We start from the raw sequence: 22,713 nt of genomic DNA, 5'->3' as shown, positions 1-22,713 counted from the left end.
CGATTGCAGAAGGGCAAGGCCATGGCTTCATTGCTTGAAATGCGCGCCATCACCAAGGAATTCCCCGGTGTGAAGGCCCTCGACAACGTCAACCTGACCGTGACCGAGGGCGAGATCCACGCCATCTGCGGCGAAAACGGCGCCGGCAAGTCCACCCTGATGAAGGTGCTGTCGGGGGTCTACCCGGCCGGCAGCTATGACGGCGAGATCCACTATGACGGCCGCCTCGCGCAGTTCGCGGGCATCACCGACAGCGAGGATCTGGGGATCATCATCATCCACCAGGAACTGGCGCTGGTGCCGCTGCTGTCGATCGCCGAGAACATCTTTCTGGGCAACGAACGCGCCGCGCGCGGGGTGCTGGACTGGCGCGACACCTTCCGCCGCGCCGAGGATCTGCTGGCCCGCGTCGGCCTGAACGAGGCCCCCGGCACAAAGATCGAAAGCCTGGGCGTCGGCAAGCAGCAGATGGTGGAAATCGCCAAGGCCCTGTCCAAGGACGTGCGCCTGCTGATCCTCGATGAACCGACGGCGGCGCTGTCGGAACATGACAGCCAGGCCCTGCTGGACCTGATGCTGGAGCTGAAGGCCCAGGGCGTCACCCAGATCATCATTTCCCACAAGCTGAACGAGGTGAAGCGCGTCGCCGACAGCGTGACGGTGATCCGCGACGGCGCCACGGTCAGCACCATGTCAACCCATGCCGACGAGATCACCGAGGACCGCATCGTGCGCGACATGGTGGGCCGTTCGATGTCGGACCGCTATCCGCCGCGCACGCCCCGCGCGGGCGAGATGCTGATGGAGGTCTCGGACTGGAACGTCTGGCACCCCGAACACAAGGCCCGTCAGGTGATCCGCAACGCCGCCTTCAACGTGCGCGCCGGCGAGGTGGTGGGGATCGCGGGGCTGATGGGCTCGGGGCGGACGGAACTGGCGATGTCGATCTTCGGCCACAGCTACGGGCGCAACATCTCGGGCAAGGTGAAGATGCACGGGCAACCGGTCGATACCTCCAGCGTCGGGCGCGCCATCGACGCGGGCCTGGCCTATGTGACCGAGGACCGCAAGTCGCTGGGCCTGATCCTAGAGGAAACGATCCAGCGCAACACCACGCTGGCGAACCTGGGCGCGGTCTCGAAGGCGGGCGTCATCAACGAGGCCGAGGAAACCCGCATCGCCGAACAGTACCGCCGCGCCATGCACATCCGCACGCCGGGGGTCTTCCAGAAGGTGATGAACCTGTCGGGCGGCAACCAGCAGAAGGTGGTGCTGTCGAAATGGCTGTTCTCGGGTCCCGAGGTGCTGATCCTCGACGAGCCGACGCGCGGCATCGATGTCGGCGCCAAATTCGAGATCTACGGCATCATCAACGAGCTGTCGGCCCAGGGAAAGGGCGTGGTGATGATCTCGTCCGAGATGCCGGAGCTGCTGGGCATGTGCGACCGGATCTACGTCATGAACGAGGGCGCCCTGGTGGGCGAGCTGACGGCGGCCGAGGCCAGCCAGGAACGCATCATGTCGATGATCGTGACCGAAGTCGTGGAATGAGGGAGTGAGGAAGTTGGAATTGGCAGAACAGAACAATCCGGGCCAGGGCGGCCCGAGGCTCGGGCCCTATCTGGCGGCCCACCTGCGCGACTACGGCCTGCTGGTGGCGCTGATCGCGATCATGGTCTTCTTCCAGGTGGTCACGGGCGGCACGCTGCTGAAACCCGTCAACATCACCAACCTGTTCCTGCAGAACAGCTACATCATCATCATGGCGCTCGGGATGCTGATCGTCATCGTGGCGGGCCATATCGACCTGTCGGTGGGATCCGTCATGGGCTTTGTCGGCGCGCTGGCGGCGGTGATGATGGTGCATTGGGGCTGGCCGGTCTGGCTGACCTTCCCCGCCTGCCTGCTGACCGGCGTGGTGATCGGGGCGGCGCAGGGCTACTGGGTGGCCTATTGGAAGATCCCGGCCTTCATCGTGACGCTGGCAGGGATGCTGGTGTTCCGCGGCCTGTCGCTGTGGCTGCTGGAAGGCCAGTCGATCGGGCCCTTCGACCGCAGCTTCCAGTCGCTGTCGACGGGCTTCATCCCCGATGTCTTCGGCCTTGGCCGTCCGAACGGCACGGCGCTGGCGGCGGGCGTAATCGCGGTGATGCTGGTGATCTGGCTGGGCCTGCGCAAGCGTGCCGCCAATGCCCGCTACGGCATGGACGGGGAACCGGCGATGTTCTTTGCCATCCGCACGGCGGTGATCTGCGGCGCGCTGTTCTATGTCATGTACAAGCTGGCGGGTTTCCGCGGGCTGCCCAACGTGATGATCTCGATGACGATCCTGACGGTGATCTACGCCTTCATCACGGAAAACACCGTGCTGGGCCGCCGGATCTACGCCCTGGGCGGCAACGAGAAGGCGGCGAAGCTTTCGGGCATCAAGACCGAACGGCTGACCTTCCTGGCCTTCGTCAACATGGGGCTGCTGGCGGCGCTGGCGGGCATGATCTTTGCCGCCCGGCTGAACACCGCGACGCCCAAGGCGGGCTTCGGCTTTGAACTCGATGTGATCGCGGCCGTGTTCATCGGCGGCGCGTCGATGTCGGGCGGCTCGGGCAAGATCATGGGCGCGGTCATCGGCGCCTTCATCATGGGTGTGCTCAACAACGGCATGTCGATCATGGGGATCGGCATCGACTACCAGCAGGTCATCAAGGGCCTGGTGCTGCTCGCCGCCGTGTTCTTCGACGTCTACCAGAAGAACAAGGGCTGAGGGTTCCTCCGGGCGGGCCTCCCTCCCCCGCCACCACCGATCCGGGCGGCGGCCTGACCGCCGCCCGGAGCCCCGGCGCGCCCGCGCGCCATCTGTCCCGGCGCCGCGCGCCTCCCGTCTCAGGACAAGGTTCAAGGAAATGACGTTCAAACCCGCCGAATGGCCCCGCAAGCTGCGCTCGCAGGAATGGTACGGAGGCACCTCTCGCGACACGATCTACCATCGCGGCTGGCTGAAGAACCAGGGCTACCCGCATGACCTGTTCGACGGGCGCCCGGTCATCGGGATCATGAACACCTGGTCCGACCTGACCCCCTGCAACGGCCACCTGCGCGAACTGGCGGAAAAGGTGAAGGCCGGCATCTGGGAGGCCGGCGGTTTCCCGGTCGAGGTCCCGGTGTTCAGCGCCTCGGAAAACACCTTCCGCCCGACCGCGATGATGTTCCGCAACCTGGCGGCCATGTCGATCGAGGAACAGATGCGCGGCCAGCCCATCGACGGCTGCGTGCTGATGGTGGGCTGCGACAAGACCACGCCTTCGCTGCTGATGGCGGCGGCCAGCTGCGACCTGCCCTCGATCGTGGTGACCGGCGGGCCGATGCTGAACGGCTATTTCCGCGGCGAGCGCGTCGGATCGGGCACCCATCTGTGGAAGTTCTCGGAGGATGTGAAGGCGGGCAAGATGACTCAGGCCGAATTCCTTGAGGCCGAACAATCCATGTCGCGCTCGACCGGGACCTGCAACACCATGGGCACGGCCTCCTCGATGGCCTCGATGGCCGAGGCCCTGGGCATGGCGCTTTCGGGCAATGCCGCGATCCCGGCGGTGGATTCACGGCGCCGCGTCATGGCGCAGATGTCGGGGCGGCGCATCGTGCAGATGGTCAAGGACGACCTGAAGCCCAGCGACATCCTGACCAAGCAGGCCTTTGAAAACGCCATCCGCACCAACGGCGCCATCGGCGGATCGACCAATGCGGTCATTCACCTGCTGGCCATCGCCGGGCGGCTGGAGGGCGTCGATCTGACCCTGGACGACTGGGACCGCTGCGGCCGCGACGTGGCGACCATCGTCAACCTGATGCCCTCGGGCAAGTACCTGATGGAAGAGTTCTTCTATGCCGGCGGCCTGCCTGTCGTGCTGAAACGGCTGGGCGAACAGGGCCTGCTGCACAGGGACGCGCTGACCGTGTCCGGCGACACGATCTGGGACGAGGTCAAGGATGTCGTGAACTGGAACGAGGACGTCATCCTGCCCGCCGACCGCCCCCTGACCGCCCATGGCGGCATCGCGGTGCTGAAGGGCAATCTGGCGCCGGGCGGAGCGGTTCTGAAACCCTCGGCCGCCTCGGAACACCTGCTGCAACACCGCGGCCGCGCCGTCGTCTTCGAGGATATCGACGACTACAAGGCCCGGATCGAGGACCCCGACCTGGATATCGACGAGACCTGCGTGATGGTGCTGAAAAACTGCGGGCCGAAGGGCTATCCCGGCATGTCCGAGGTCGGCAACATGGGTCTGCCGCCCAAGGTCCTGCAGAAGGGCATCACCGACATGGTGCGGATCTCGGACGCGCGCATGTCGGGCACGGCCTATGGCACCGTGGTCCTGCACACCTCGCCCGAGGCCGCCGCCGGTGGTCCGCTGGCGGTGGTGAAGAACGGCGACATGATCGAGCTGGACGTGCCGAACCGCCGCATCCACCTGGACATCCCGGAGGAGGAACTGGCCGCACGCCTGGCCGCCTGGGCCCCCACCCACGAGATCCCGCCCTCGGGCTATGCCTGGCTGCACCAGCAGCATGTGCAGGGTGCCGATACCGGGGCGGATCTGGATTTCCTGAAAGGGTGCCGGGGTTCCCCGGTCGGAAAGGACGCGCATTGATGCAGATCGCCCTCATCGGCATCGGCAAGATCGCCCTCGACCAGCATGTCCCGGCGATTGCCGCCTCTCCCGACTGGGAGCTTGCCGCCACCGTCTCGCGCGCGGGCACGGTGGCGGGGGTGCCCGCCTTCACCGACATCGACGACCTGCTGGCGACGCGGCCCGATATCCGGGTGCTCTCGCTGTGCCTGCCGCCGGTGCCGCGGTTCGATTACGCCGCGAAGGCGCTGGCCGCCGGGCGCCACGTGATGCTGGAAAAGCCCCCCGGGGCGACGCTGGCGGAATGCCACACGCTGATGCGGATGGCCGCCGACAAGGGCGTGTCGCTTTATGCCACCTGGCATTCGCGGCAGGCCGACAAGGTGGCCGATGCCAAGGCCTGGCTGGCCGACAAGCGGCTGAAATCGCTGACCGTCACCTGGAAAGAGGACGTCCGCCGCTGGCATCCCGGCCAGGACTGGATCTTTGCGCCCGGGGGCCTTGGTGTCTTTGATCCCGGCATCAACGCGCTGTCCATCGTGACCCATATCCTGCGCGAAGAGATCCACGTGCGCGACGCCACGCTGGTCTTTCCGGAAAACCGCCAGGCCCCGATCGCGGCCGAGGTGACGTTCTTCCACCCCCATGCGCAGGTCCAGGCCAGCCTCGATTTCCGGCAGGAGGGCGAACAGACCTGGGCCATCGAGGCGCTGACGGATGCGGGCACCCTGCAGCTGACCCATGGCGGCGCGCGGATGTTCGTCGACGGGATCGAACAGGGGGCGTCGCAGGATGGCCTCTCGGGGGAATATCCCCGGCTTTACGCGCAGATGGCGGCGCTGGTGCAGCGTGGCGGGCAGGACATGGACCTGCGCCCGATGACCCATGTCGCCGATGCCTTCCTTCTGGGGCGCCGGGACACCACCGCCCCCTTCCATTTCTGAACGTCTGCCAAGACCGAAAGGACCGTTGCCGTGAAAACCCCTCTGACCGGGATCCTGCCTGTCGCCCCCACCCCCTTCCATGCCGATGGCACGCTGGATGTGCCGGGGATGCGCCGCGTCATCGACTGCCTGATCGACCAGGGCGTCGATGCGATCTGCATCCTGGCGAACTATTCCGAACAGATGGTGCTGTCGGACGAGGAACGCGCCCTGATGACCCGCACCAGCCTGGAACATTGCGCGGGCCGGGTGCCGATCATCGTCACCATCAGCCATTTTTCGACCGACATCGTGGTCAAACGCGCGATCGAGGCCCAGGCCCTGGGCGCCTCCATGGTGATGATGATGCCGCCCTACCACGGCGTCGGCATGATCCCCGCCCCCGAGACGATCTTTGAACATTTCGCGGCCGTCTCGCAGGCCATCACCATCCCGATCATGATCCAGGACGCGCCCTTGTCGGGCGTCAGCCTGCCGGTGCCGCTGCTGGTGCGCATGGCGCAGGAGCTGGAGCAGGTCAGCTATTTCAAGATCGAGACCCCCTTTGCCGCCGACAAGCTGGCCACCCTGATCGAGGCCGGCGGCGATCACATCCTGGGCCCCTTCGACGGCGAGGAAGCGGTGACGCTGCTGGCGGATCTGGATGCGGGCTGCACCGGTACCATGACCTCGGGGATGTTCCCCGAACGGATTCGTCCCATCGTCATAGATTATCTGGCCGGCAATGTTGACGCGGCCCTGGCACAGTGGAAGCTGTGCCTGCCCCTGATCAACCACGAGAACCGCCAATGCGGCCTGCGCGCCTGCAAGACGGTCTATGCGGCGGGCGGCGTGATCGGATCGGATACCGTGCGCCATCCGCTGAAACCGCTGTCGCCGCGCACGAAGGACCGGCTGCTGCAACTGGCGGGCGAACTGGACCTGATCGCGCTTCGCTGGGGCAAGTAAGGGAGATTTCACATGACATTCGAACCGCATGGCAAGCACCTGATCGCCGGTGACTGGGTGGCCACCGACAGCCGTTTCGCCTCGGCCCCCGTGACCGGCCCGGCGCATGAGTTTTCCGCCGGAACGGTCGATCTGATCGACCGCGCGGTGCAGGCGGCCGAGGATGCCTTCTGGTCCTATGGCTATTCCACCCGCGCCGAACGCGCCGCCTTCCTGACCGCCATCGCCGAGGAAATCGAGGCCCGCGGCCCCCTGATCACCCAGATCGGCAGCGCCGAGACCGGCCTGCCCGCCGCGCGGCTGGAAGGCGAACGCGGCCGCACCACCGGCCAGCTGCGCCTGTTCGCGGATCACATCCTGAAGGGCGATTACCTCGACATCCGCCACGATCCGGCGCTGCCCGACCGGGCACCCCTGCCCCGCCCCGACCTGCGGATGATCGAACGGCCCATCGGCCCGGTCGCGGTCTTTGGCGCCTCGAACTTTCCGCTGGCGTTTTCCACCGCCGGGGGCGACACGGCCTCGGCGCTGGCGGCGGGTTGCCCGGTGGTGGTCAAGGGTCACGAGGCCCATCCCGGCACCGCCGAGATCGTCGCCGAGGCGATCCATGCCGCCATCAGGACATGCGGCCTGCATCCGGGCGTCTTCTCGATGATCCACGGCGGCATGGGCCACGCGGTGGGCGCGGCGCTGGTGCAGCATCCGCTGATCCGGGCGGTGGGGTTCACCGGCTCTTACCGGGGCGGCAAGGCGCTGTTCGATCTTTGCGTCGCGCGGCCCGAACCGATCCCCTTCTTCGGGGAACTGGGCTCGGTCAACCCGATGTTCCTGCTGCCCGCTGCGATGTCCACCCGCGCCGCCGACATGGCAACGGGCTGGGCCGGATCGCTGACCATGGGCGCAGGCCAGTTCTGCACCAACCCCGGCGCGCTGGTGATGATCGAGGGCCCGGAGACCGAGACCTTCCTTGAAACCGCCGCCCAGGCCCTGCAACAGGTCGCCCCCCAGCCGATGCTGACCGAGGGCATCGCCAATGCCTACCGCCGGGGCACCGCCGCCATTGCCGCGCAGAGCGGCGTGCAGGCGGTCATGACCTCGACCTGCGACCTGCGCAACGCGGCGCCTTATGTCTTCCGCACCACCGGCGCCGAATGGCTGGCCAACGCGGCGCTCTCGGAAGAGGTGTTCGGCCCCTCCGGCATCGCCATCGTGGTCCGCGATTTCCAAGAGATGCTGGCGGTGGCGCGCAGCCTGCACGGCCAGCTGACCACCACGCTGATGATGGACGAGGCCGACACCGATGCCGCCCGGCAGCTGATGCCGATCCTCGAACGCAAGGCGGGGCGCGTCATGGCCAACGGCTTTCCCACCGGGGTCGAGGTCTGCGACGCGATGGTCCATGGTGGGCCGTTCCCGGCCTCGACCAACTTCGGCGCCACCTCGGTCGGCACGCTGGCGATCCGGCGTTTCCTGCGACCGGTCTGCTATCAGAACCTGCCCGGGGCGATCCTGCCCGGCGATCTGCAGGGGATCTGAGGGATGCGCCCCTCGGATCTGTGGATTGCGGTGGACTGGGGCACCTCGAACCTGCGGCTGTGGGCGCTGGCGGCCGATGGCACGGTGCGGGCGGAACGGAGCTCGGACCAGGGGATGGGGCGGCTAGCCCCCGAGGCGTTCGAGGCCGCGCTGCTGGATCTTTGCGCCGACCTGCTGGCGCCCGACCGCCGCACCCGGGTGCTGGTCTGCGGCATGGCGGGCGCCCGGCAGGGCTGGACCGAGGCGCCCTATGCCATGACCCCCTGCGCGCCTGGCGGTCTGGCCCCCGTCACCGCCCCCACCCGCGACCCGCGCCTGTCGGTGCAGATCCTGCCCGGCGTGGCCCAGACCGATCCCCCCGATGTCATGCGCGGCGAGGAAACCCAGATCGCGGGCTTTCTGGCGCAGGAGCCGGGCTTTGACGGTACGCTGTGCCTGCCCGGCACCCATACCAAATGGGTGCGGGTGACGGGCGGCCGCATCACCGCCTTCCGCACCGTGATGACCGGAGAGGTCTTCGCGCTGCTGTCCTCGGCCTCGGTGCTGCGGCACGCGCTGGATGACGGCTGGGACGATGCGGCATTCGAGGCCGCGCTGGCCCGTGGCCTTCATGCCCCCGAGGGGCTGCTGGGCGATCTGTTCGGCCTGCGTCCGGCGGCGCTGCTGGGCGCGCCCGGCCCGGGCGTGGCCCGCGCGCGGCTGTCGGGGCTGCTGATCGGGTCGGAACTGTCGGGCACGGCGCCCTGGTGGCAGGACCTGCCGGTGGCGATCATCGGCTCGGACGGGCCCGCCCGCCGCTATGCCGAGGCGCTGCAGGCGGCGGGGGCCCGGCTGCATCCCCCCGTTGCCCCGGCGTTGGCCCTTGCCGGGCTGCGCGCCGCCCATGCCCGCCTCTATCCGCGAAAGGAAACGACATGAGCCGCCCCCTGATCGCCATCCTGCGCGGCCTGCCCCCGGATGATGCCCTGTCCGTGGCCGAAGTGCTGATCGAGGCGGGCATCACCCGCATCGAGGTGCCGTTGAATTCGCCCGAGCCTCTGGTCTCGATCCGCCGCATGGCCCGCGCCTTCGGCAGTGCCGCGCTGATCGGCGCGGGCACCGTGCTGGAGCCCGCCGAGGTCGCCGCCGTCGCCGGGGCGGGCGGCCGCCTGATCGTCTCGCCCGACACCCATCTGCCGGTCATCGCCGAGGCGGTCGCGCGCGGGCTGCACAGCTGGCCCGGCTTCATGACCCCGACCGAAGCCTTTCAGGCGATCCGCGCCGGTGCCACGGGGCTGAAGCTGTTTCCGGGCGCCCAGATCGGCCCCGCCGGGCTGAAGGCCATGCGCGCGGTGATCCCCGCCACGGTGCCGGTCTATGCGGTGGGCGGCGCCGGGCCCGACAGCTTTGCCGACTGGGTGGCCGCTGGGGCGGATGGCTTCGGCATCGGCACCGCCCTCTACCGTCCCGGGGATGCGCCCGCTACGGTGGCGGCGCGGGCGGTGGCCATCGTCGCCACCTGCGATGCCTGTTTCAGTGAAAGATCCGCATGACCTCTGCGCCCTGCCTGACCGCCTCTGTCCATGATGCCCGCCCCTGTTTCCTGGGCGAGGGCCCACTGTGGCACCCGCTGCGCCAGCAGCTGTTCTGGTTCGACATCATCCACAAGCGGCTGCTGTCGCGCCAGGGCGACACCCCCCTGCACTGGCAGTTCGACGAGCATTTCTCGGTCGCGGGCTGGGTGGACGAGGACACGCTGGCGCTGGCCTCGGAAACCGGGATCTGGCGCTTTGACATCGCCAGCGGCGCCCGGGAACGCATCGTGGCGCTGCAGGCCGACCAGCCCGGCACCCGCAGCAACGACGGCCGCGCCGACCCGCAAGGCGGCCTGTGGGTCAGCACCATGGGCAAGGCAGCGGAACCGGGGCTGGGCGCCATCCACCGGTTTTACGACGGAGCGCTGCGGACGCTTTTCACCGGCCTGACGATCCCCAATGCGATCTGCTTTGCCCCCGACGGCGGCAGCGCCTGTTTCGCCGACACCGTGCAGGGGCGGATCTTCCGCGTTGCACTCGATGCCGAGGGCTGGCCTGCGGGCGACCCCGAGGTCTTCCTGGACCTGAGCGCCGAGGGGCTGAACCCCGATGGCGCGGTGATCGACGCCGAGGGGCACCTGTGGAACGCCCAATGGGGCGCCGGGCGGGTGGCGCGCTATCGTCCCGACGGCACGCTGGAGCGGGTGGTGGAAACCGCCGGGCGGCACAGCTCTTGCCCGGCGTTCGGCGGAGCCTCGCTCGAAACCCTGTTCATCACCACCGCGCTGGAGAACATCACGGCACCGGATGCCGATCAGGGTCTGGTCTACGTAGCGGAAACCGGTATCAAGGGTCAGGCGGAACACAGAGTGAGGCTGTAACACATGCCCCGGATCCGGGATTTCGGCACCCTGCCCTCGGGCGAGGTCGTGCAGGCGGTGAGCATCGGCACCGGTGCGCTGACGGCCACCCTTCTGACCCATGGCGCCCGGCTGCAGGACCTGCGGCTGGCGGGCACCGGGCCGTCGCTGGTGCTGGGCTCGGAACGGCTGGAGGATTACCTGGGCCCGATGGTGCATTTCGGCGCCACCGTGGGGCGCTATGCCAACCGGATCGCGGGCGGCGGTTTCACCCTCGACGGGCAGCGGTTCGCGCTGGACCGCAACGAGGGCGGCGAAACCTGCCTGCACGGCGGATCGGAAGGGATGGGGCATCGCCTGTGGACCCTGGCCGAGGCCGGGGCCGAAAGCGCCACCTTCACCCTGCACGAACCCGAGGGGCACATGGGCTTTCCCGGCGCGCTGGAGGCCAGCGTCACCTACCGGCTGGAAGACACCGCCCTGGTGATCGAGATGACCGCCCATGGCACTGCCGACGGGCCGGTGAACATGGCGCATCATTCGTATTTCTGCCTGGACGACAGCGGCGACGTGGCGGGCACCCGGCTGCATGTGGCGGCCGCCGCCTACCTGCCGGTCGATGCCCGCAACATCCCCCTGCCCGAGGCGCCTGCGCCGGTCGCCGGCACGCGGTTCGATTTTCGCCGGCCGCGGCTGATCGGCACCGAGGGGATCGACCATTGCTTTGCCTTCGAGCCCTCGGAGGGGCTGCTGCGGCTGATGGCCATCGCCTCGGGGCGGACGGGGCTGTCGCTGGTGGTGGAAAGCGATGCGCCGGGGCTGCAGGTCTATGATGCGGGCCATCTGGGCGGGGTGCGGGTGAACGGGCGCGACGGCGACCGGCTTTATGCCCGGGCGGGCCTGGCGCTGGAGACCCAGGGCTGGCCCGATGCGCCGAACCGGCCGGATTTTCCGGGCAGCGTGCTGCGGGCGGGCCAGGTTTATCGCCATGTGGTGCGATACGGGCTGCGTCAGGCGGGCTGAGGGCGGTGCGGGGGGCTCTGCCCCCGGCGCTGCGCGCCTCCCCCGACATATTTGGGGAAAGATGAAAGCAGAGGGCCCGCCTTGGGAAAGGCGGGCCCTTGCGATTTTCAGCGGGGGCCGGATCAGCCGTACATCGAGTTCGGGATCAGCAGCGCGATGTCGGGGAAGAGGATGATCAGCAGCAGGCAGATCAGCATCGCGATGATGAAGGGCGTGACGCCGCGGAACACCGTCGAGAGCGGCACGTTCTGCGCCACGTTGCGCACCACGAAGACGTTCAGGCCGACGGGGGGCGTGATCATGCCCATCTCGATCACGATGACGGCGATGACGCCGAACCAGATCGGGTCGAAGCCGAGCGCCTTGATCACCGGGTAGTAGATCGGCACCGTGATCACCAGCATCGCCAGGCCATCAAGGAACATCCCCAGCACCACGTAGCTGAGCAGGATGATCGCCAGGGTACCGTAGCTGCCAAGGCCAAGCGCCGCCAGCGTGTCGCCGAGGGCGTCGGGGATGTTGGTCAGCGCCAGGAACGGGTTCAGCACGTTGGCGCCGATCACGATCATGTAGAGCATGGCCGAGGTGCGCACGGTGTCCATCACCGCCCGCTTGAAGCCCGCCATGCCCATCGCCCGGGTGCCGAAGGCCAAGAGCACCGTCAGCGCCGCGCCGACGCCCGAGGCCTCGACCGGGGTGAAGACGCCGACGTAGATGCCGCCGATCGAGACCAGGATCACCAGGAGCAACGGCATCGACTTGACCAGCAGCTGGAAGCGTTCGCCGAAGGGCACGGCATGGCCGCGGGGACCTGCCTTGGGGTCCATGACCGAGACGATGTAGACCGCACAGATGAACAGCAGCATCATCAGCATGCCCGGCAGGATGCCGGCCATGAAGAGGCGGCCGATCGATTCCTCGGTCAGGATGGCGTAGATGACGAAGCCGGTCGAGGGCGGGATCAGGAAGCCCAGCGTGCCGCCGGCGGCGACCGAACCGGTTGCCAGGCCATTGCCGTAGCCCAGGCGCTTCATCTCGGGGATGGCGACCTTGCCGATGGTGACGGCGGTCGCCACCGAAGAGCCCGACACGGCGGAAAACGCCGCGCAGCCGATGACCGAGGCCGTGGCCAGCCCGCCGCGGAAGCGACCGACCCAGGCATGGGCCGCGTCATAAAGCCCGCGCGAGAAGCCTGCCTCGGACGAGACGTTGCCCAGCAGGATGAACATCGGCACGACGATCAGGTTGTAGTTCGAGATGGCGGAATAGCTTTCCGTCAGCATCAGGGCGCCCGAGCGGTGCAGACCCTCGACGATCCAGGTGCCGAAGAAGCCGACCATCAGCATGGCGAAGGCGATCGGCGTGCGCAGGATCATCAGCAGGAACAGAACGACGAAGCCCGAGATGCCGATTTGAAGTTCACTCATCGGCCACGCCTCCGTTCGCGATGATGTCGATGATCTGCACGATGAAGACGATGATGCAGACCGCCATGCCGAAGGCCATCAGCGCGTAGAACGGCCACAGCGGCAGAGAGAGCATGTTGGTGGTGTCCTGGTATTCCAGGGCGTCCATGGCCTTGGCCCAGGCGCGGCCGGTCATGTACCACAGCACCACGCAGGAGAGCACGCGGGTGAGCAGATCGCCGAACAGGCGGCCGAAATGGCCGATCACCGGGTCGAAGATGTCAGCGCGCACATGCACGCCCGAGGCGGTGGCATAGGGCAGCGCCAGCATCGCCAGGGCAACCGCGTTCAGCTGGACGATCTCGTTCAGACCGAGGATCGGCATGGCGAAGGCAAAGCGCATGATGACGCCCACGGCGACGACCAGCACCATCGCCAGCAGCAGGATGCCGGAGATGATCGACAGGACGTGCGTGGCCCTCTCGGTGATCACCGAGAGGGTTGCAAAGCGGCGGGTGTTGGTCACGGGGCTCACTCGGCCTTCAGGGCGTCATAGAGCTGCTGGCCACCCTTCACCTCTTTCAGCACGCCGGGGACGATGCTTTCGGAGGCCTTGTTGAAGGCGGCAACGGCTTCGGGCGCCGGGGTGATGACTTCGTGGCCGGGCATTTCGGCGAAGGCCTTGATGCCGGCGGCGGCGACCTTCAGCTGGGTGTCCTGCCCCAGTTGCGAGGCTTCCTTGCCGGCGTCCAGAACGGCCTTCTGGTCCTTGTCGGACAGCGCCTTGAACGCATCGCGGTTCATCACGATGAAGAACGGAGAGTTGGTCGAATCGATGCCCACGGTCAGGTATTTCGACACTTCGCCCAGCTTGAAGGCGTTGACGCCGGTGCCGTCGATCATGGCGGCGTCGATCACGCCGGTCTGCAGAGCATTGTAGACATCCGAGACGGGCATCGACACCGGGGTGGCGCCCCAGGCCTGGACCATCAGGCCGGTGTTGCGCGAGGGCACGCGGATCTTCAGGCCCTTGACGTCATCCAGGGTGCGCACGGGCTTGTTGGCGAAGATGTAGTTCTTGGCCGAGGACCACAGCGCCACCAGCTGGACGCGGCGGTATTCGGGCTTGAACAGGTCGATGTTGTCCCAGATCGTCTTGGTGCCGGTTTCCTCGTCCAGCACGCCGGGCAGTTCGGCGACCAGGGTCAGCGGGAAGGTGTTGGCAGTGTAGCCCGGCAGGCTGATCGACATGTCGGCCACGCCGTCCAGGGCGCGGCTGTACTGCTCGACCGGGCCCGGGCCCAGTTCGCCGCCATTGTAGAGACGCACGGTGACGTCGCCGCCGGATTTCTCTTTCACCATGTCCGCGAAGGGCTGGAACGTGCCCGCCACATAGGGGTGGCCGGCGGGCATGAAGTTGGCGAACTTCAGCTCTTCCGCATTGGCAGCCACGACGGAAAGACCAAGCGCCAGAGCCGCACCGGTAACCTTTTTGAAGATACCCATTATTTCCTCCCGGGTAAGTTGCGGGGCGGCCCGGACCGGCCGGAACGCCCCTTCGGATTTCACTCCTGTTGCCCGGGTGCAGCCCGGGCGGGCCTGGTCGTCAGGCCTTGTCCATCTCGGTCACCTTGTCCTTGCCGGCCACCGAATAGGTGATCGCGACTTTCCGGGTGGCGAGGAATTCCTCCAGCGTTTCTCCGCGCATGGATGCATAGACTTCGGGGTTCGAAACGCCGGTCACGGCGGCCATCTTCTCGAGCACGAAGAACGAGACTCCACGGCGGATCATGCCGATCCAGTTACGTTCCCTTACCAGAACCCGATCTTCCTCGGGAAGGTCGTATTCATCAGCCAGTGTTTCAAATTCCGTGACGAAACGGTGCCGATGCGCGGGTTCGATGAGCCGGTGCAGGAAGTCGTTCAGCCGGAAGTTGCGCTGACTGCGTTCCAGCGTGAACGGATAGGTGCCTTCCAGCGCATCGGCGCCGGCCAGCTGATAGCCCATGTGGGCGCGGTAGCTTTCCAGCTCCTGCGCCGAGGGGGCATCGCCCAGGTCCTCGTAGACCACGGTGGCGATGTTGGTGACGGACGGCGCATAGGTCTGGGAATGCACCTTGTTCACCTTGTCCGACAGCGCGCCGCGCATGATCAGCCACATGATGACCTCGGCGCCTTCCATGCCGCCCAGCACGGCGTAATCGGCCAGGCGCTTCTCGACCAGCTTTTCCGGGGCGGTCTCGATCAGCTCCAGGAATTCCTGGTCCCAGGCCTCGTTGACGAAGCCCGCGCGTTCGCCGTGCACCTGATGCGACAGCCCGCCGGTGGCGACGATGGCGACGCGCAGGTCCTCGGGGTAGCTCTGGATCGCCTTGCGCAGCGATTTGCCCAGCTTGTAGCAGCGTTTGGGCGAGACGACGGGGAACTGCAGCACGCCGACCTGCAGCGGCACGATGGTACCGCCCCAGGGGCCGTTTTCGTCGCCCATCATCGACAGCGGCGACAGGCAGCCGTGATCCAGCGGCTTGCCCTGGAAGAACGACATGTCGAATTCATCCGCGACCAGCGCCGCGCCGACGTGCTGCGACAGGCCCAGATGGCCCTTGGCCGGCGCCACGTCGCGCGGGCCGCCGCCTTCATCGGCGGGCAGGTATTCCGCGTCGATGCCAAGCGCGAAGGCCGAATAGTGGTCGAAGAAGAACGACGTGATATGGTCGTTGTAGATCATGAACAGAACGTCGATCTCCTTGCGCTTCACCCAGTCGCGCACTTCGGCGAAACCGGCGAAGATCGGCGCCCAGGCCGGATCGTTCTGCTTGTTGGTATCCTTGGCAAAGCCAATGGTGGGGGAATGGGATGCGCCGATCCCTCCGATGATGTGGGCCATGTTCGTCTCCTCAGTCGAATGGCTGTGTCGTGCCGGGGCACGTATCGAAGCGGCGTTTCCTTGGGGTTCGGGGGCACGAACCCTGTTCCTGTCCTTAGTGAACGGTGACTATACAAGGGATTATCTGTTGGACAATTTGGCCGATATGGACAAAGCGTTCAGAAATATGAACGGAGGTGTGCCAGTTGAAATGGAACATAGACGACGTTCCCGTCTTCGTGGCGGTGGTCGACCATAACGGGATCACGGCGGCGGCCAGGGTCCTCGACATGCCGAAATCCACGGTGTCGGCGGCACTTACGCGGCTGGAAACCGCGCTTGGCCTGCGTCTGCTGGACCGCAATTCCCGCAACCTGCGCGTCACCAGCGAGGGCGAAACCTTCTATCGCCAGTCGCTGCTGATCCTCGAACAGGTGCGCGAAACCGACGCAGCCATGGCGGGGCTGAACTCGGTTCCCTCGGGGCGGCTGACCCTCGCCCTGCCCCCGGCCTTCTGCCAGGAGATCCTGGCACCGAATCTCGCCTGCTTCCGAAACCGCTATCCGGACCTGGAATTCGAGCTGATCATCACCAGCCGGCATGTCGATCTGGTGCGCGAACAGCTGGACGCCGCCGTCATGGTCGGCCCCCTTGATGATTCCGAGATGATCTCGAAGACGCTGGTGTCGGGGGCGCTGCGATGGGTGACCAGTCCCGCCTACCTGGAGACCCATGACATCGGCCCCGACCTGCACGCCATCGAGCGCCATGTGCAGATCTGCGAAAAGCGCTATGGCCACCGCCGGATGCCGGTGCTGGTCCAGGGCCATGCCGAGGTGCTGGACCTGGCCAGCGGCGTCACCCATGTCAACGATCCGCTGGCGGTACGGCGCGCGGTGCAGCATGGCGCCGGGATCTCGGTGCTGCCGGAATTCTACTGCTACCAGCAGCTGCGCGCCGGAGAACTGGTCGAGGTCTGCCAGCATGTCACCTTCGACCCCGAGATCTCGAAGCTGTCGGTGGTCTATCCGACGCGGCGGCTGATGTCGCCCAAGGTCCGCGCCTTCCTGGAGTTCCTGGATACCATCTGCCGGATATGACCGGCAAAACCCGCAAGTGACGCCGGGGCGGACAATTCCGTGCCGTTCGCGCTACCGCGGCCTTCTGGCTGTTGATATCGCCGCAAAGCCCCTCTAGTGGATTGGCAGGAGGACGCGGACCCAAGCCACCGCCAGCCCGCAGGTTTGCCTGCGGGACGGGGCGCCGCCCAACAGAGAGGCCGCGTGCAGCGGTCGTAACCTTTCCGAAGACGTAAAAGGGGAAAACAACATGGCTCCTTCGAACACGCCCGATATCGTGTATACCAAGGTAGACGAAGCGCCCGAGCTCGCCTCGGCCTCGCTTCTGCCGATCATCCGCGCCTTCGCGGCTCCGGCCGGTGTGACCATCGGCACCAAGGACATCTCGCTGGCGGGCCGCATCATCGCCACCTTCCCCGAGTGCCTGACGGACGCGCAGAAGATCAGCGACGACCTGGCCGTGCTGGGCGATCTGGTGAAGACCCCCGAAGCCAACGTCATCAAGCTGCCGAACATCTCGGCCTCGGTGCCGCAGCTGGTCGCCGCGATCAAGGAACTGCAGGCCCAGGGCTATGCCCTGCCCGACTACCCGACCGCCCCCGCGACGGACGAGGAAAAGGCGATCCAGGCCAAGTATGACGGCATCAAGGGTTCGGCCGTGAACCCGGTGCTGCGCGAAGGCAACTCGGACCGCCGCGCCGCCATCGCCGTCAAGAACTACGCCATGTCGCATCCGCACCGCATGGGGGAATGGACCGCCGCGTCCAAGACCCGCGTGTCGGCCATGTCGGGCGGCGACTTCTTCTCGAACGAGACTTCGGCGACGCTGGCGGCTGCCGGCAAGGCCAAGATCGTCCTGGAAACCGCAGATGGTGAAACCGTGCTGAAGGCCGGCGTGTCCTATCCCGCGGGCACCGTGGTCGATGCGACCTACATGTCCGCGAAGGCGCTGGATGCCTTCCTGGCCGAGCAGATCGAAGCCACCAAGGCCGAGGGCACGCTGTTCTCGATCCACCTGAAGGCGACGATGATGAAGGTCTCGGACCCGATCATCTTCGGCCACGCCGTCAAGGCCTGGCTGGCCCCGGTGTTCGAAGCCTTCGGCGACAAGCTGGCCGCACTTGGCGTCAACCCGAACTCGGGCCTGGGCGACCTGCTGGCGCGCGTCAAGGACGATGCAGAGATCATGGCCGCCATCGACGCCTGCTCTGCCGAGCGTCCGCCGATGTACATGGTGAATTCCGACAAGGGCATCACCAACCTGCACGTCCCCTCGGACGTCATCATCGACGCCTCGATGCCCGCGCTGATCCGCGCCGGCGGCAAGGGCTGGGGCCCGGACAACAAGGAACACGACACCAACTGCGTGATCCCCGACAATTCCTACGCGCCGGTCTATGACGCCGCGGTCGAATTCTTCAAGGCCAACGGCAAGCTGAACCCCGCCACCGCCGGCACCGTTCAGAACATCGGCCTGATGGCGCAGAAGGCCGAGGAATACGGTTCCCACCCCACCACCTTCGAGATCCCCGCCGACGGCGTGGTCAAGATGATCCTGGAAGACGGCACCGTGCTGCATTCGCACACCGTCGAAAAGGGCGACATCTGGCGCTCGGCCTCGGCCCGCAAGGCGCCGATCGAGGACTGGGTGAACCTGGCCATCGAACGTCAGGCCGACACCGGCTACCGCGCGATCTTCTGGCTGGATGCGGCCCGCGCCCATGACGCCGAGCTGATCAAGATGGTCCAGCCGATCCTCGAGGCGAAAGGCGTTGCCGACAAGTTCGAGATCATGGCCCCCCGCGAAGCCACCATCGCCTCGCTGGAAACCATCACCAAGGGCGGCAACACCATCGCCATCACCGGCAACGTGCTGCGCGACTACCTGACCGACCTGTTCCCGATCCTGGAACTGGCGACCTCGGCCAAGATGCTGTCGATCGTCAAGCTGATGCAGGGCGGCGGCCTGTTCGAAACCGGCGCCGGCGGCTCGGCCCCCAAGCACGTCCAGCAGCTGGTGGAAGAGAACCACCTGCGGTGGGACTCTCTGGGTGAATTCTGCGCCCTGGGCGAATCGTTCAAGTTCCTGGCCTCGGCCAAGGGCAACGCCAAGGCCAAGGTGCTGGGCAACGCGGTCGATGCCGCGACGCAGGGCATCCTGGACTTCGACCGCTCGCCCTCGCGCAAGGTGGGCGAGCCCGACAACCGCGACAGCCACTTCTACTTTGCCATGTACTGGGCCAAGGCCCTGGCCGAGCAGTCGGACGATGCGGAACTGGCGGCGCATTTCGCCCCCATCGCCAAGGCGCTGGCCGAGAACGAGGCCACCATCGTGGCCGAGATCAAGGCCGTGCAGGGCAAGCCCGCGGATCTGGGCGGCTACTACCACGCCGACCCCGAGAAGGTCGCGGCGGTCATGCGCCCCTCGGCCACGCTGAACGGCATCATCGGCTGAGGCAGGCGGCGGGGATCACGCCCCGCCCCTTCCGCCCAAACGCGACCCGCCGCCGGAGCGATCCGGCGGCGGGTCTGCATTTCAGGGCCCCGCATCTGCGGATCGCTCCCGGGGCGGGTCGGCTGGCCGGCAGGCCCGGCAGCTTCTGTTCATGTCCTTCATCCTGCGCGCGCTTCGGCTTTCTCGGCCCGGCGCACCCAGATCGCCGCCTCCGGGCCAGATCGAGCAGTTCCGCGTCTTCAACCCGGCGCACCCGGTTCAGCGTCTCTGGGCCAGATTGACCGGCTGCGCGTCTTCAACCCGGCGTGCTCTGCTCAGTGTCTCAGGGCCGGATCAACCGATTCAGCCCCCACTGCCTCGGCGCTCAGCCCAGTTCCATCGAGGCGATGGCCTGCAGGCCCGTCCCCGTCACCGGGGCCGGGCCGCGATACATCCGGGCGGTGGCGAAGGTTTCCACGAATCCCAGATCCCGCAGCGCCTGCGCCAGGGCGGCATTGCCGGGGGCCACATCGACAAAGACGCGATCCGAGGGCATCCGGGCCAGCGCCGCACGCGCCAGCCGCAGCGCCTGTTCCACGTCGGGGGCCACGATGGGGCCGATCTTCACGCCCTCGCCGCAGCGGCGGATGGTGGCAAAGCCCGCGGCCCCGGGCAGCATGACGCTGGCGCGGGTCTCGTGGCGGGTCAGCCAGGCCGTCAGGAAGGCGGGGCGCGCCACACCGGTGGCCGCCAGATCCACCCGCAGCAGCGCCGCGTGGTCATCCGGCCCGACATCGCGGATATCGGCATCCTCCACGGCCGTCAGCCCGCCCGCGTAGCGGCACGTGGCCCCGGCCCGCACGAAACCCGAGGCGGCATAGTTCGCCTCCTGGGCGGCCACGCCGTCCAGGCCCACGGTGCGCCCGCCCGCATGGGCCAGCGCATGATCCCACAGCGCCCGGCCGATGCCCTGCCCCCGCCACTCTGGCAGGCAGACGTAGAACCCCAGAAAGGCGAAATCGGCGGAATGGGTGACGACCGAGATGCAGGCCACCTTCTGCCCCGCGACCTCGGCCAGGAAAAAGCCCTGCGGATCGGCGGCATGGAAGGCTGCTGCATCCTCCAGCCCGGGGTTCCAGCCCTCATCCGCGGCGCGCGCCACCATCCAGTCGACATCCTGGGCACAAGCGGTGCGAAAGCGGGGCATGGTCATAGGGTCAGGGCCTCTTTCAGGCTGAAGGGACGGGTACGACGATCCAGGTCCAGGCTGGCCACCAGAACCTCCAGATGGCCCAGCATCAGCCGCTCGGCCAGATCGGCATCGCGCGCGGCCAGCGCATCGACCAGCCGCAGATGCGCAGCATTCAGACAGGGCGCCCGGCCGCCCCGGCCATAAAGCGCCATGATCAGCGACGAGCGCGCCACCAGCGGCTCCAGCAGATCCTGCAGGGTCCGCTTGCCCGAGATCCGGGCGATCTCGACATGGAAGCGGCCGCACAGATAGACGCCATGGCCATGCTTGCCCTGCTGCTCGGCGCGGTGTTCGTCCTCGACCAGGGCGCGCAGGCGGGCGGCGTCCTCGGGGGTGGTGCGCAGGGCGGCAGTGCGCACGATGCTGGCCTCCAGCAGGGCGCGCGCCTCCATGATCTCAAGCGCTTCGTCTGTGTCGGGATGGGCCACGAAGGCACCGCGATTGGGACGGCGGTCGACCAGCCGCATATGCGCCAGGCTTTGCAGGGCAGCCCGCGCCACGGTGCGGCTGACGCCGAAAATGGCGCCGACTTCGTCCTCGTTCAGCTTGGTGCCGGGGGCCAGCCGATGGGCGTGGATGGCATCCGCCAGCTCGCCCGCAACCTTGTCGCTGGTGACTTCCTGCGTCTCACCCGTCATGTGCCGCACATCCCTTTCCGCCAAGCCAGAGTGACCGGGATGCCCTTTCCGTTCAAGAGACGTGTTCTGCCGCCTCCGGAACCGGGCCCTGACGGGGCAGGCAGCGCGGTCCAAGTCCCTTTTCGCGATACCTTTTTCCCGGAGGGCCGGAGAGGTCAAGCACCCTCCAGCCCTGCCGCATCGTCAGCGCGCCCCGGGTCAGCGCCCGGGGGCCCGTTCAGGCCGCCGGTGCGCGACGCGGCCGGCGGCGCCGGCGGTTGGCCTGCGGCTGGCTGCGCGCATCGGGCTTGGCCGCCCCGTTGCCGCCACCGCCGCCGCCGCGACGACGCCCGCCACCGTTGCCGCCATTGCCCGAACGCCCCTTCGAGGGCGCGTCATGCGACTGGCCCAGCAGGTTCGGACCCGAGGCCACGGGGATGTCGATCTTCATCAGGCGCTGGATCTGGCGCAGCAGGTCGACGTCCTCGACGGTGCAGAAGGCGATCGCCTCGCCCTCGCGGCCGGCGCGCGCGGTGCGGCCGATGCGGTGGACGTAGTTCTCGGGCACCTCGGGCAGGTCGTAGTTGATCACATAGGCCACGCCGGGGATGTCGATGCCGCGGGCGGCAACGTCGGTGGCGACCAGGATGGTGATCTCGCCCGAGCGGAAGCCCGCGATGGCGCGGTCACGCTGGCCCTGGCTCTTGTTGCCGTGGATCGAGGCGACGTTGTAGCCGTCCTTTTCCAGCTGGCGCTTGAGCTTTTCCGAGCCATGCTTGGTGCGGCCGAAGACCAGCGTCAGCGCGTCGGGTTCCTTGTCGAGGATCTCGCGCAGCATGGCGGGCTTGTCGGCCTTGGACAGGAAATGCACCGACTGGGTGACCTTGTCGGCGGCCTTGCCGGGGGGCGTGACCTGAACCTTCTCGGGGTTATCGAGATAGGCGCGGCTCAGTTCCTCCATCTGCTTCGGCATGGTGGCCGAGAACAGCATGGTCTGACGCGGCGTGCCAAGCGCCGGGGCGATCTTGCGCAGCGCATGGATGAAGCCCATGTCCAGCATCTGGTCAGCCTCGTCCAGCACCAGGTTGCCGACCTTCGACAGGTCGACCGCGCGGCGGTCCATCAGGTCGATCAGGCGGCCGGGGGTGGCGACCAGGATGTCGGTGCCCTTTTCCAGCATGGCGATCTGGCGGTTCAGCGACTGGCCGCCCACCACGGTCGAGACCTTGATGCGGGTCTTGCCGGCAATGGCCTTCAGGTTGTCGGCGATCTGGTTGACCAGTTCGCGCGTCGGTGCCAGCACCAGCGCCTTGGCGGTACGCGGCGCCGGGCGGCCGGGCTGGGCCAGCATCCGGTCGATCAGCGGCAGGCCAAAGGCCAGCGTCTTGCCGGTGCCGGTCTGCGCCAGGCCCAGAACGTCGCGGCCGGCAATCGCCAGCGGAATCGCCCGTTCCTGGATCGGGGTCGGGGTTTCGAAGCCGCCATCGGCCAGCGCCTTGAGCAGGGCATCAGAGAGCCCCAGGGTGTCGAATGAAGACACGTCATATCCTTTCGGATCCCGCCCGGACCTGTGCCGGCAATACGGGATCGGCAGGTCGCGGCGCGCCAC

Annotated in this window: 19 protein-coding genes; 12 read left to right on the top strand and 7 right to left on the bottom strand. The window is 67.3% G+C overall.

Features of this window, described 5'->3' with window-relative positions:
* Positions 1-21: 21 nt before the first annotated feature.
* The 10 genes from mmsA to AC2ITM_RS03970 all read left to right on the top strand — a co-directional run bounded on the left by mmsA (position 22) and on the right by AC2ITM_RS03970 (position 11,450).
* Entirely contained in the window at positions 22-1,551 is a 1,530-nt protein-coding gene (mmsA, locus tag AC2ITM_RS04015; RefSeq protein WP_486468544.1) for a multiple monosaccharide ABC transporter ATP-binding protein, read from the top strand.
* A 13-nt stretch (positions 1,552-1,564) separates the two neighbouring features.
* A complete protein-coding gene (gene mmsB / locus AC2ITM_RS04010; protein ID WP_486468543.1) occupies positions 1,565-2,761 on the top strand; it encodes a multiple monosaccharide ABC transporter permease in 1,197 nt (398 codons plus the stop codon).
* Positions 2,762-2,900: 139 nt separating this feature from the next.
* Positions 2,901-4,646 carry an L-arabinonate dehydratase gene (araD, locus tag AC2ITM_RS04005; RefSeq protein ID WP_486468542.1) on the top strand — a complete coding sequence of 582 codons (1,746 nt, stop codon included), beginning with the start codon at positions 2,901-2,903 and terminating at the stop codon, positions 4,644-4,646.
* Positions 4,646-5,569 (top strand): Gfo/Idh/MocA family protein, encoded by a 924-nt coding sequence (locus AC2ITM_RS04000; protein ID WP_486468541.1) that lies wholly within the window; start codon positions 4,646-4,648, stop codon positions 5,567-5,569. The genes araD and AC2ITM_RS04000 overlap by 1 nt, the downstream gene beginning before the upstream one ends.
* 30 nt (positions 5,570-5,599) lie before the next feature.
* On the top strand, positions 5,600-6,517 hold the full coding sequence (locus tag AC2ITM_RS03995) for a dihydrodipicolinate synthase family protein (RefSeq protein WP_486468540.1): 918 nt from the start codon (positions 5,600-5,602) through the stop codon (positions 6,515-6,517).
* A 12-nt stretch (positions 6,518-6,529) separates the two neighbouring features.
* Positions 6,530-8,053: an aldehyde dehydrogenase (NADP(+)) gene (locus AC2ITM_RS03990; protein ID WP_486468539.1), complete on the top strand. Its 1,524-nt coding sequence runs from the start codon at positions 6,530-6,532 to the stop codon at positions 8,051-8,053.
* A gap of 3 nt (positions 8,054-8,056) precedes the next feature.
* Complete coding sequence (locus AC2ITM_RS03985) at positions 8,057-8,971, top strand: 2-dehydro-3-deoxygalactonokinase (RefSeq protein WP_486468538.1); 915 nt, start codon at positions 8,057-8,059, stop codon at positions 8,969-8,971.
* Positions 8,968-9,585, top strand: coding sequence for a 2-dehydro-3-deoxy-6-phosphogalactonate aldolase (locus AC2ITM_RS03980; RefSeq protein WP_486468537.1), 618 nt, complete (start codon positions 8,968-8,970; stop codon positions 9,583-9,585). Before AC2ITM_RS03985 ends, AC2ITM_RS03980 begins: the two co-directional genes overlap by 4 nt.
* A complete protein-coding gene (locus AC2ITM_RS03975; RefSeq protein ID WP_486468536.1) occupies positions 9,582-10,448 on the top strand; it encodes an SMP-30/gluconolactonase/LRE family protein in 867 nt (288 codons plus the stop codon). Before AC2ITM_RS03980 ends, AC2ITM_RS03975 begins: the two co-directional genes overlap by 4 nt.
* Before the next feature lie 3 nt (positions 10,449-10,451).
* On the top strand, positions 10,452-11,450 hold the full coding sequence (locus tag AC2ITM_RS03970) for an aldose epimerase family protein (protein ID WP_486468535.1): 999 nt from the start codon (positions 10,452-10,454) through the stop codon (positions 11,448-11,450).
* Between the two features lie 122 nt (positions 11,451-11,572).
* Here AC2ITM_RS03970 and AC2ITM_RS03965 read toward each other — a convergent pair whose 3' ends face one another.
* The 4 genes from AC2ITM_RS03965 to AC2ITM_RS03950 all read right to left on the bottom strand — a co-directional run bounded on the left by AC2ITM_RS03965 (position 11,573) and on the right by AC2ITM_RS03950 (position 15,743).
* Positions 11,573-12,877, bottom strand: a complete 1,305-nt coding sequence (locus AC2ITM_RS03965; RefSeq protein ID WP_486468534.1) for a TRAP transporter large permease — start codon at positions 12,875-12,877, stop codon at positions 11,573-11,575.
* Positions 12,870-13,391 carry a TRAP transporter small permease gene (locus tag AC2ITM_RS03960; RefSeq protein ID WP_486468533.1) on the bottom strand — a complete coding sequence of 174 codons (522 nt, stop codon included), beginning with the start codon at positions 13,389-13,391 and terminating at the stop codon, positions 12,870-12,872. The genes AC2ITM_RS03965 and AC2ITM_RS03960 overlap by 8 nt, the downstream gene beginning before the upstream one ends.
* Positions 13,388-14,362 (bottom strand): TRAP transporter substrate-binding protein, encoded by a 975-nt coding sequence (locus AC2ITM_RS03955; RefSeq protein ID WP_486468532.1) that lies wholly within the window; start codon positions 14,360-14,362, stop codon positions 13,388-13,390. The genes AC2ITM_RS03960 and AC2ITM_RS03955 overlap by 4 nt, the downstream gene beginning before the upstream one ends.
* A gap of 100 nt (positions 14,363-14,462) precedes the next feature.
* Positions 14,463-15,743 carry a gallate dioxygenase gene (locus tag AC2ITM_RS03950; RefSeq protein ID WP_486468531.1) on the bottom strand — a complete coding sequence of 427 codons (1,281 nt, stop codon included), beginning with the start codon at positions 15,741-15,743 and terminating at the stop codon, positions 14,463-14,465.
* 185 nt (positions 15,744-15,928) lie between these two features.
* On the opposite strand from AC2ITM_RS03950, the gene AC2ITM_RS03945 reads away from it, so the two are divergent.
* A complete protein-coding gene (locus AC2ITM_RS03945) occupies positions 15,929-16,822 on the top strand; it encodes a LysR family transcriptional regulator (protein WP_486468530.1) in 894 nt (297 codons plus the stop codon).
* A gap of 229 nt (positions 16,823-17,051) precedes the next feature.
* Positions 17,052-19,256, top strand: coding sequence for an NADP-dependent isocitrate dehydrogenase (locus AC2ITM_RS03940; protein WP_486468529.1), 2,205 nt, complete (start codon positions 17,052-17,054; stop codon positions 19,254-19,256).
* A 364-nt stretch (positions 19,257-19,620) separates the two neighbouring features.
* Here the strand turns inward: AC2ITM_RS03940 and AC2ITM_RS03935 are convergent, their stop codons facing one another.
* From AC2ITM_RS03935 to AC2ITM_RS03925, 3 genes are all read right to left on the bottom strand, one after another.
* Positions 19,621-20,448 carry a GNAT family N-acetyltransferase gene (locus AC2ITM_RS03935; protein ID WP_486468528.1) on the bottom strand — a complete coding sequence of 276 codons (828 nt, stop codon included), beginning with the start codon at positions 20,446-20,448 and terminating at the stop codon, positions 19,621-19,623.
* The gene (locus tag AC2ITM_RS03930) at positions 20,445-21,125 is read right to left on the bottom strand and encodes a GntR family transcriptional regulator (RefSeq protein ID WP_486468527.1); all 681 of its coding nucleotides are present in this window, start codon (positions 21,123-21,125) and stop codon (positions 20,445-20,447) included. The genes AC2ITM_RS03935 and AC2ITM_RS03930 overlap by 4 nt, the downstream gene beginning before the upstream one ends.
* Positions 21,126-21,342: 217 nt before the next feature.
* Positions 21,343-22,644 carry a DEAD/DEAH box helicase gene (locus tag AC2ITM_RS03925; RefSeq protein WP_486468526.1) on the bottom strand — a complete coding sequence of 434 codons (1,302 nt, stop codon included), beginning with the start codon at positions 22,642-22,644 and terminating at the stop codon, positions 21,343-21,345.
* Positions 22,645-22,713 lie beyond the last annotated feature (69 nt).

This window comes from Pseudooceanicola sp. NS-SX9 (assembly GCF_057380705.1).
This window is presented reverse-complemented; position numbering and strand designations above follow the sequence as displayed.

Coding starts and splice junctions, on each gene's coding strand:
- mmsA (WP_486468544.1), top strand. CDS start 22: ATGGCTTCATTGCTTGAAATGCGCGCCATCACCAAGGAATTCCCCGGT.
- araD (WP_486468542.1), top strand. CDS start 2,901: ATGACGTTCAAACCCGCCGAATGGCCCCGCAAGCTGCGCTCGCAGGAA.
- AC2ITM_RS04000 (WP_486468541.1), top strand. CDS start 4,646: ATGCAGATCGCCCTCATCGGCATCGGCAAGATCGCCCTCGACCAGCAT.
- AC2ITM_RS03990 (WP_486468539.1), top strand. CDS start 6,530: ATGACATTCGAACCGCATGGCAAGCACCTGATCGCCGGTGACTGGGTG.
- AC2ITM_RS03985 (WP_486468538.1), top strand. CDS start 8,057: ATGCGCCCCTCGGATCTGTGGATTGCGGTGGACTGGGGCACCTCGAAC.
- AC2ITM_RS03980 (WP_486468537.1), top strand. CDS start 8,968: ATGAGCCGCCCCCTGATCGCCATCCTGCGCGGCCTGCCCCCGGATGAT.
- AC2ITM_RS03975 (WP_486468536.1), top strand. CDS start 9,582: ATGACCTCTGCGCCCTGCCTGACCGCCTCTGTCCATGATGCCCGCCCC.
- AC2ITM_RS03970 (WP_486468535.1), top strand. CDS start 10,452: ATGCCCCGGATCCGGGATTTCGGCACCCTGCCCTCGGGCGAGGTCGTG.
- AC2ITM_RS03965 (WP_486468534.1), bottom strand. CDS start 12,877: ATGAGTGAACTTCAAATCGGCATCTCGGGCTTCGTCGTTCTGTTCCTG.
- AC2ITM_RS03955 (WP_486468532.1), bottom strand. CDS start 14,362: ATGGGTATCTTCAAAAAGGTTACCGGTGCGGCTCTGGCGCTTGGTCTT.
- AC2ITM_RS03950 (WP_486468531.1), bottom strand. CDS start 15,743: ATGGCCCACATCATCGGAGGGATCGGCGCATCCCATTCCCCCACCATT.
- AC2ITM_RS03940 (WP_486468529.1), top strand. CDS start 17,052: ATGGCTCCTTCGAACACGCCCGATATCGTGTATACCAAGGTAGACGAA.
- AC2ITM_RS03935 (WP_486468528.1), bottom strand. CDS start 20,448: ATGACCATGCCCCGCTTTCGCACCGCTTGTGCCCAGGATGTCGACTGG.
- AC2ITM_RS03930 (WP_486468527.1), bottom strand. CDS start 21,125: ATGACGGGTGAGACGCAGGAAGTCACCAGCGACAAGGTTGCGGGCGAG.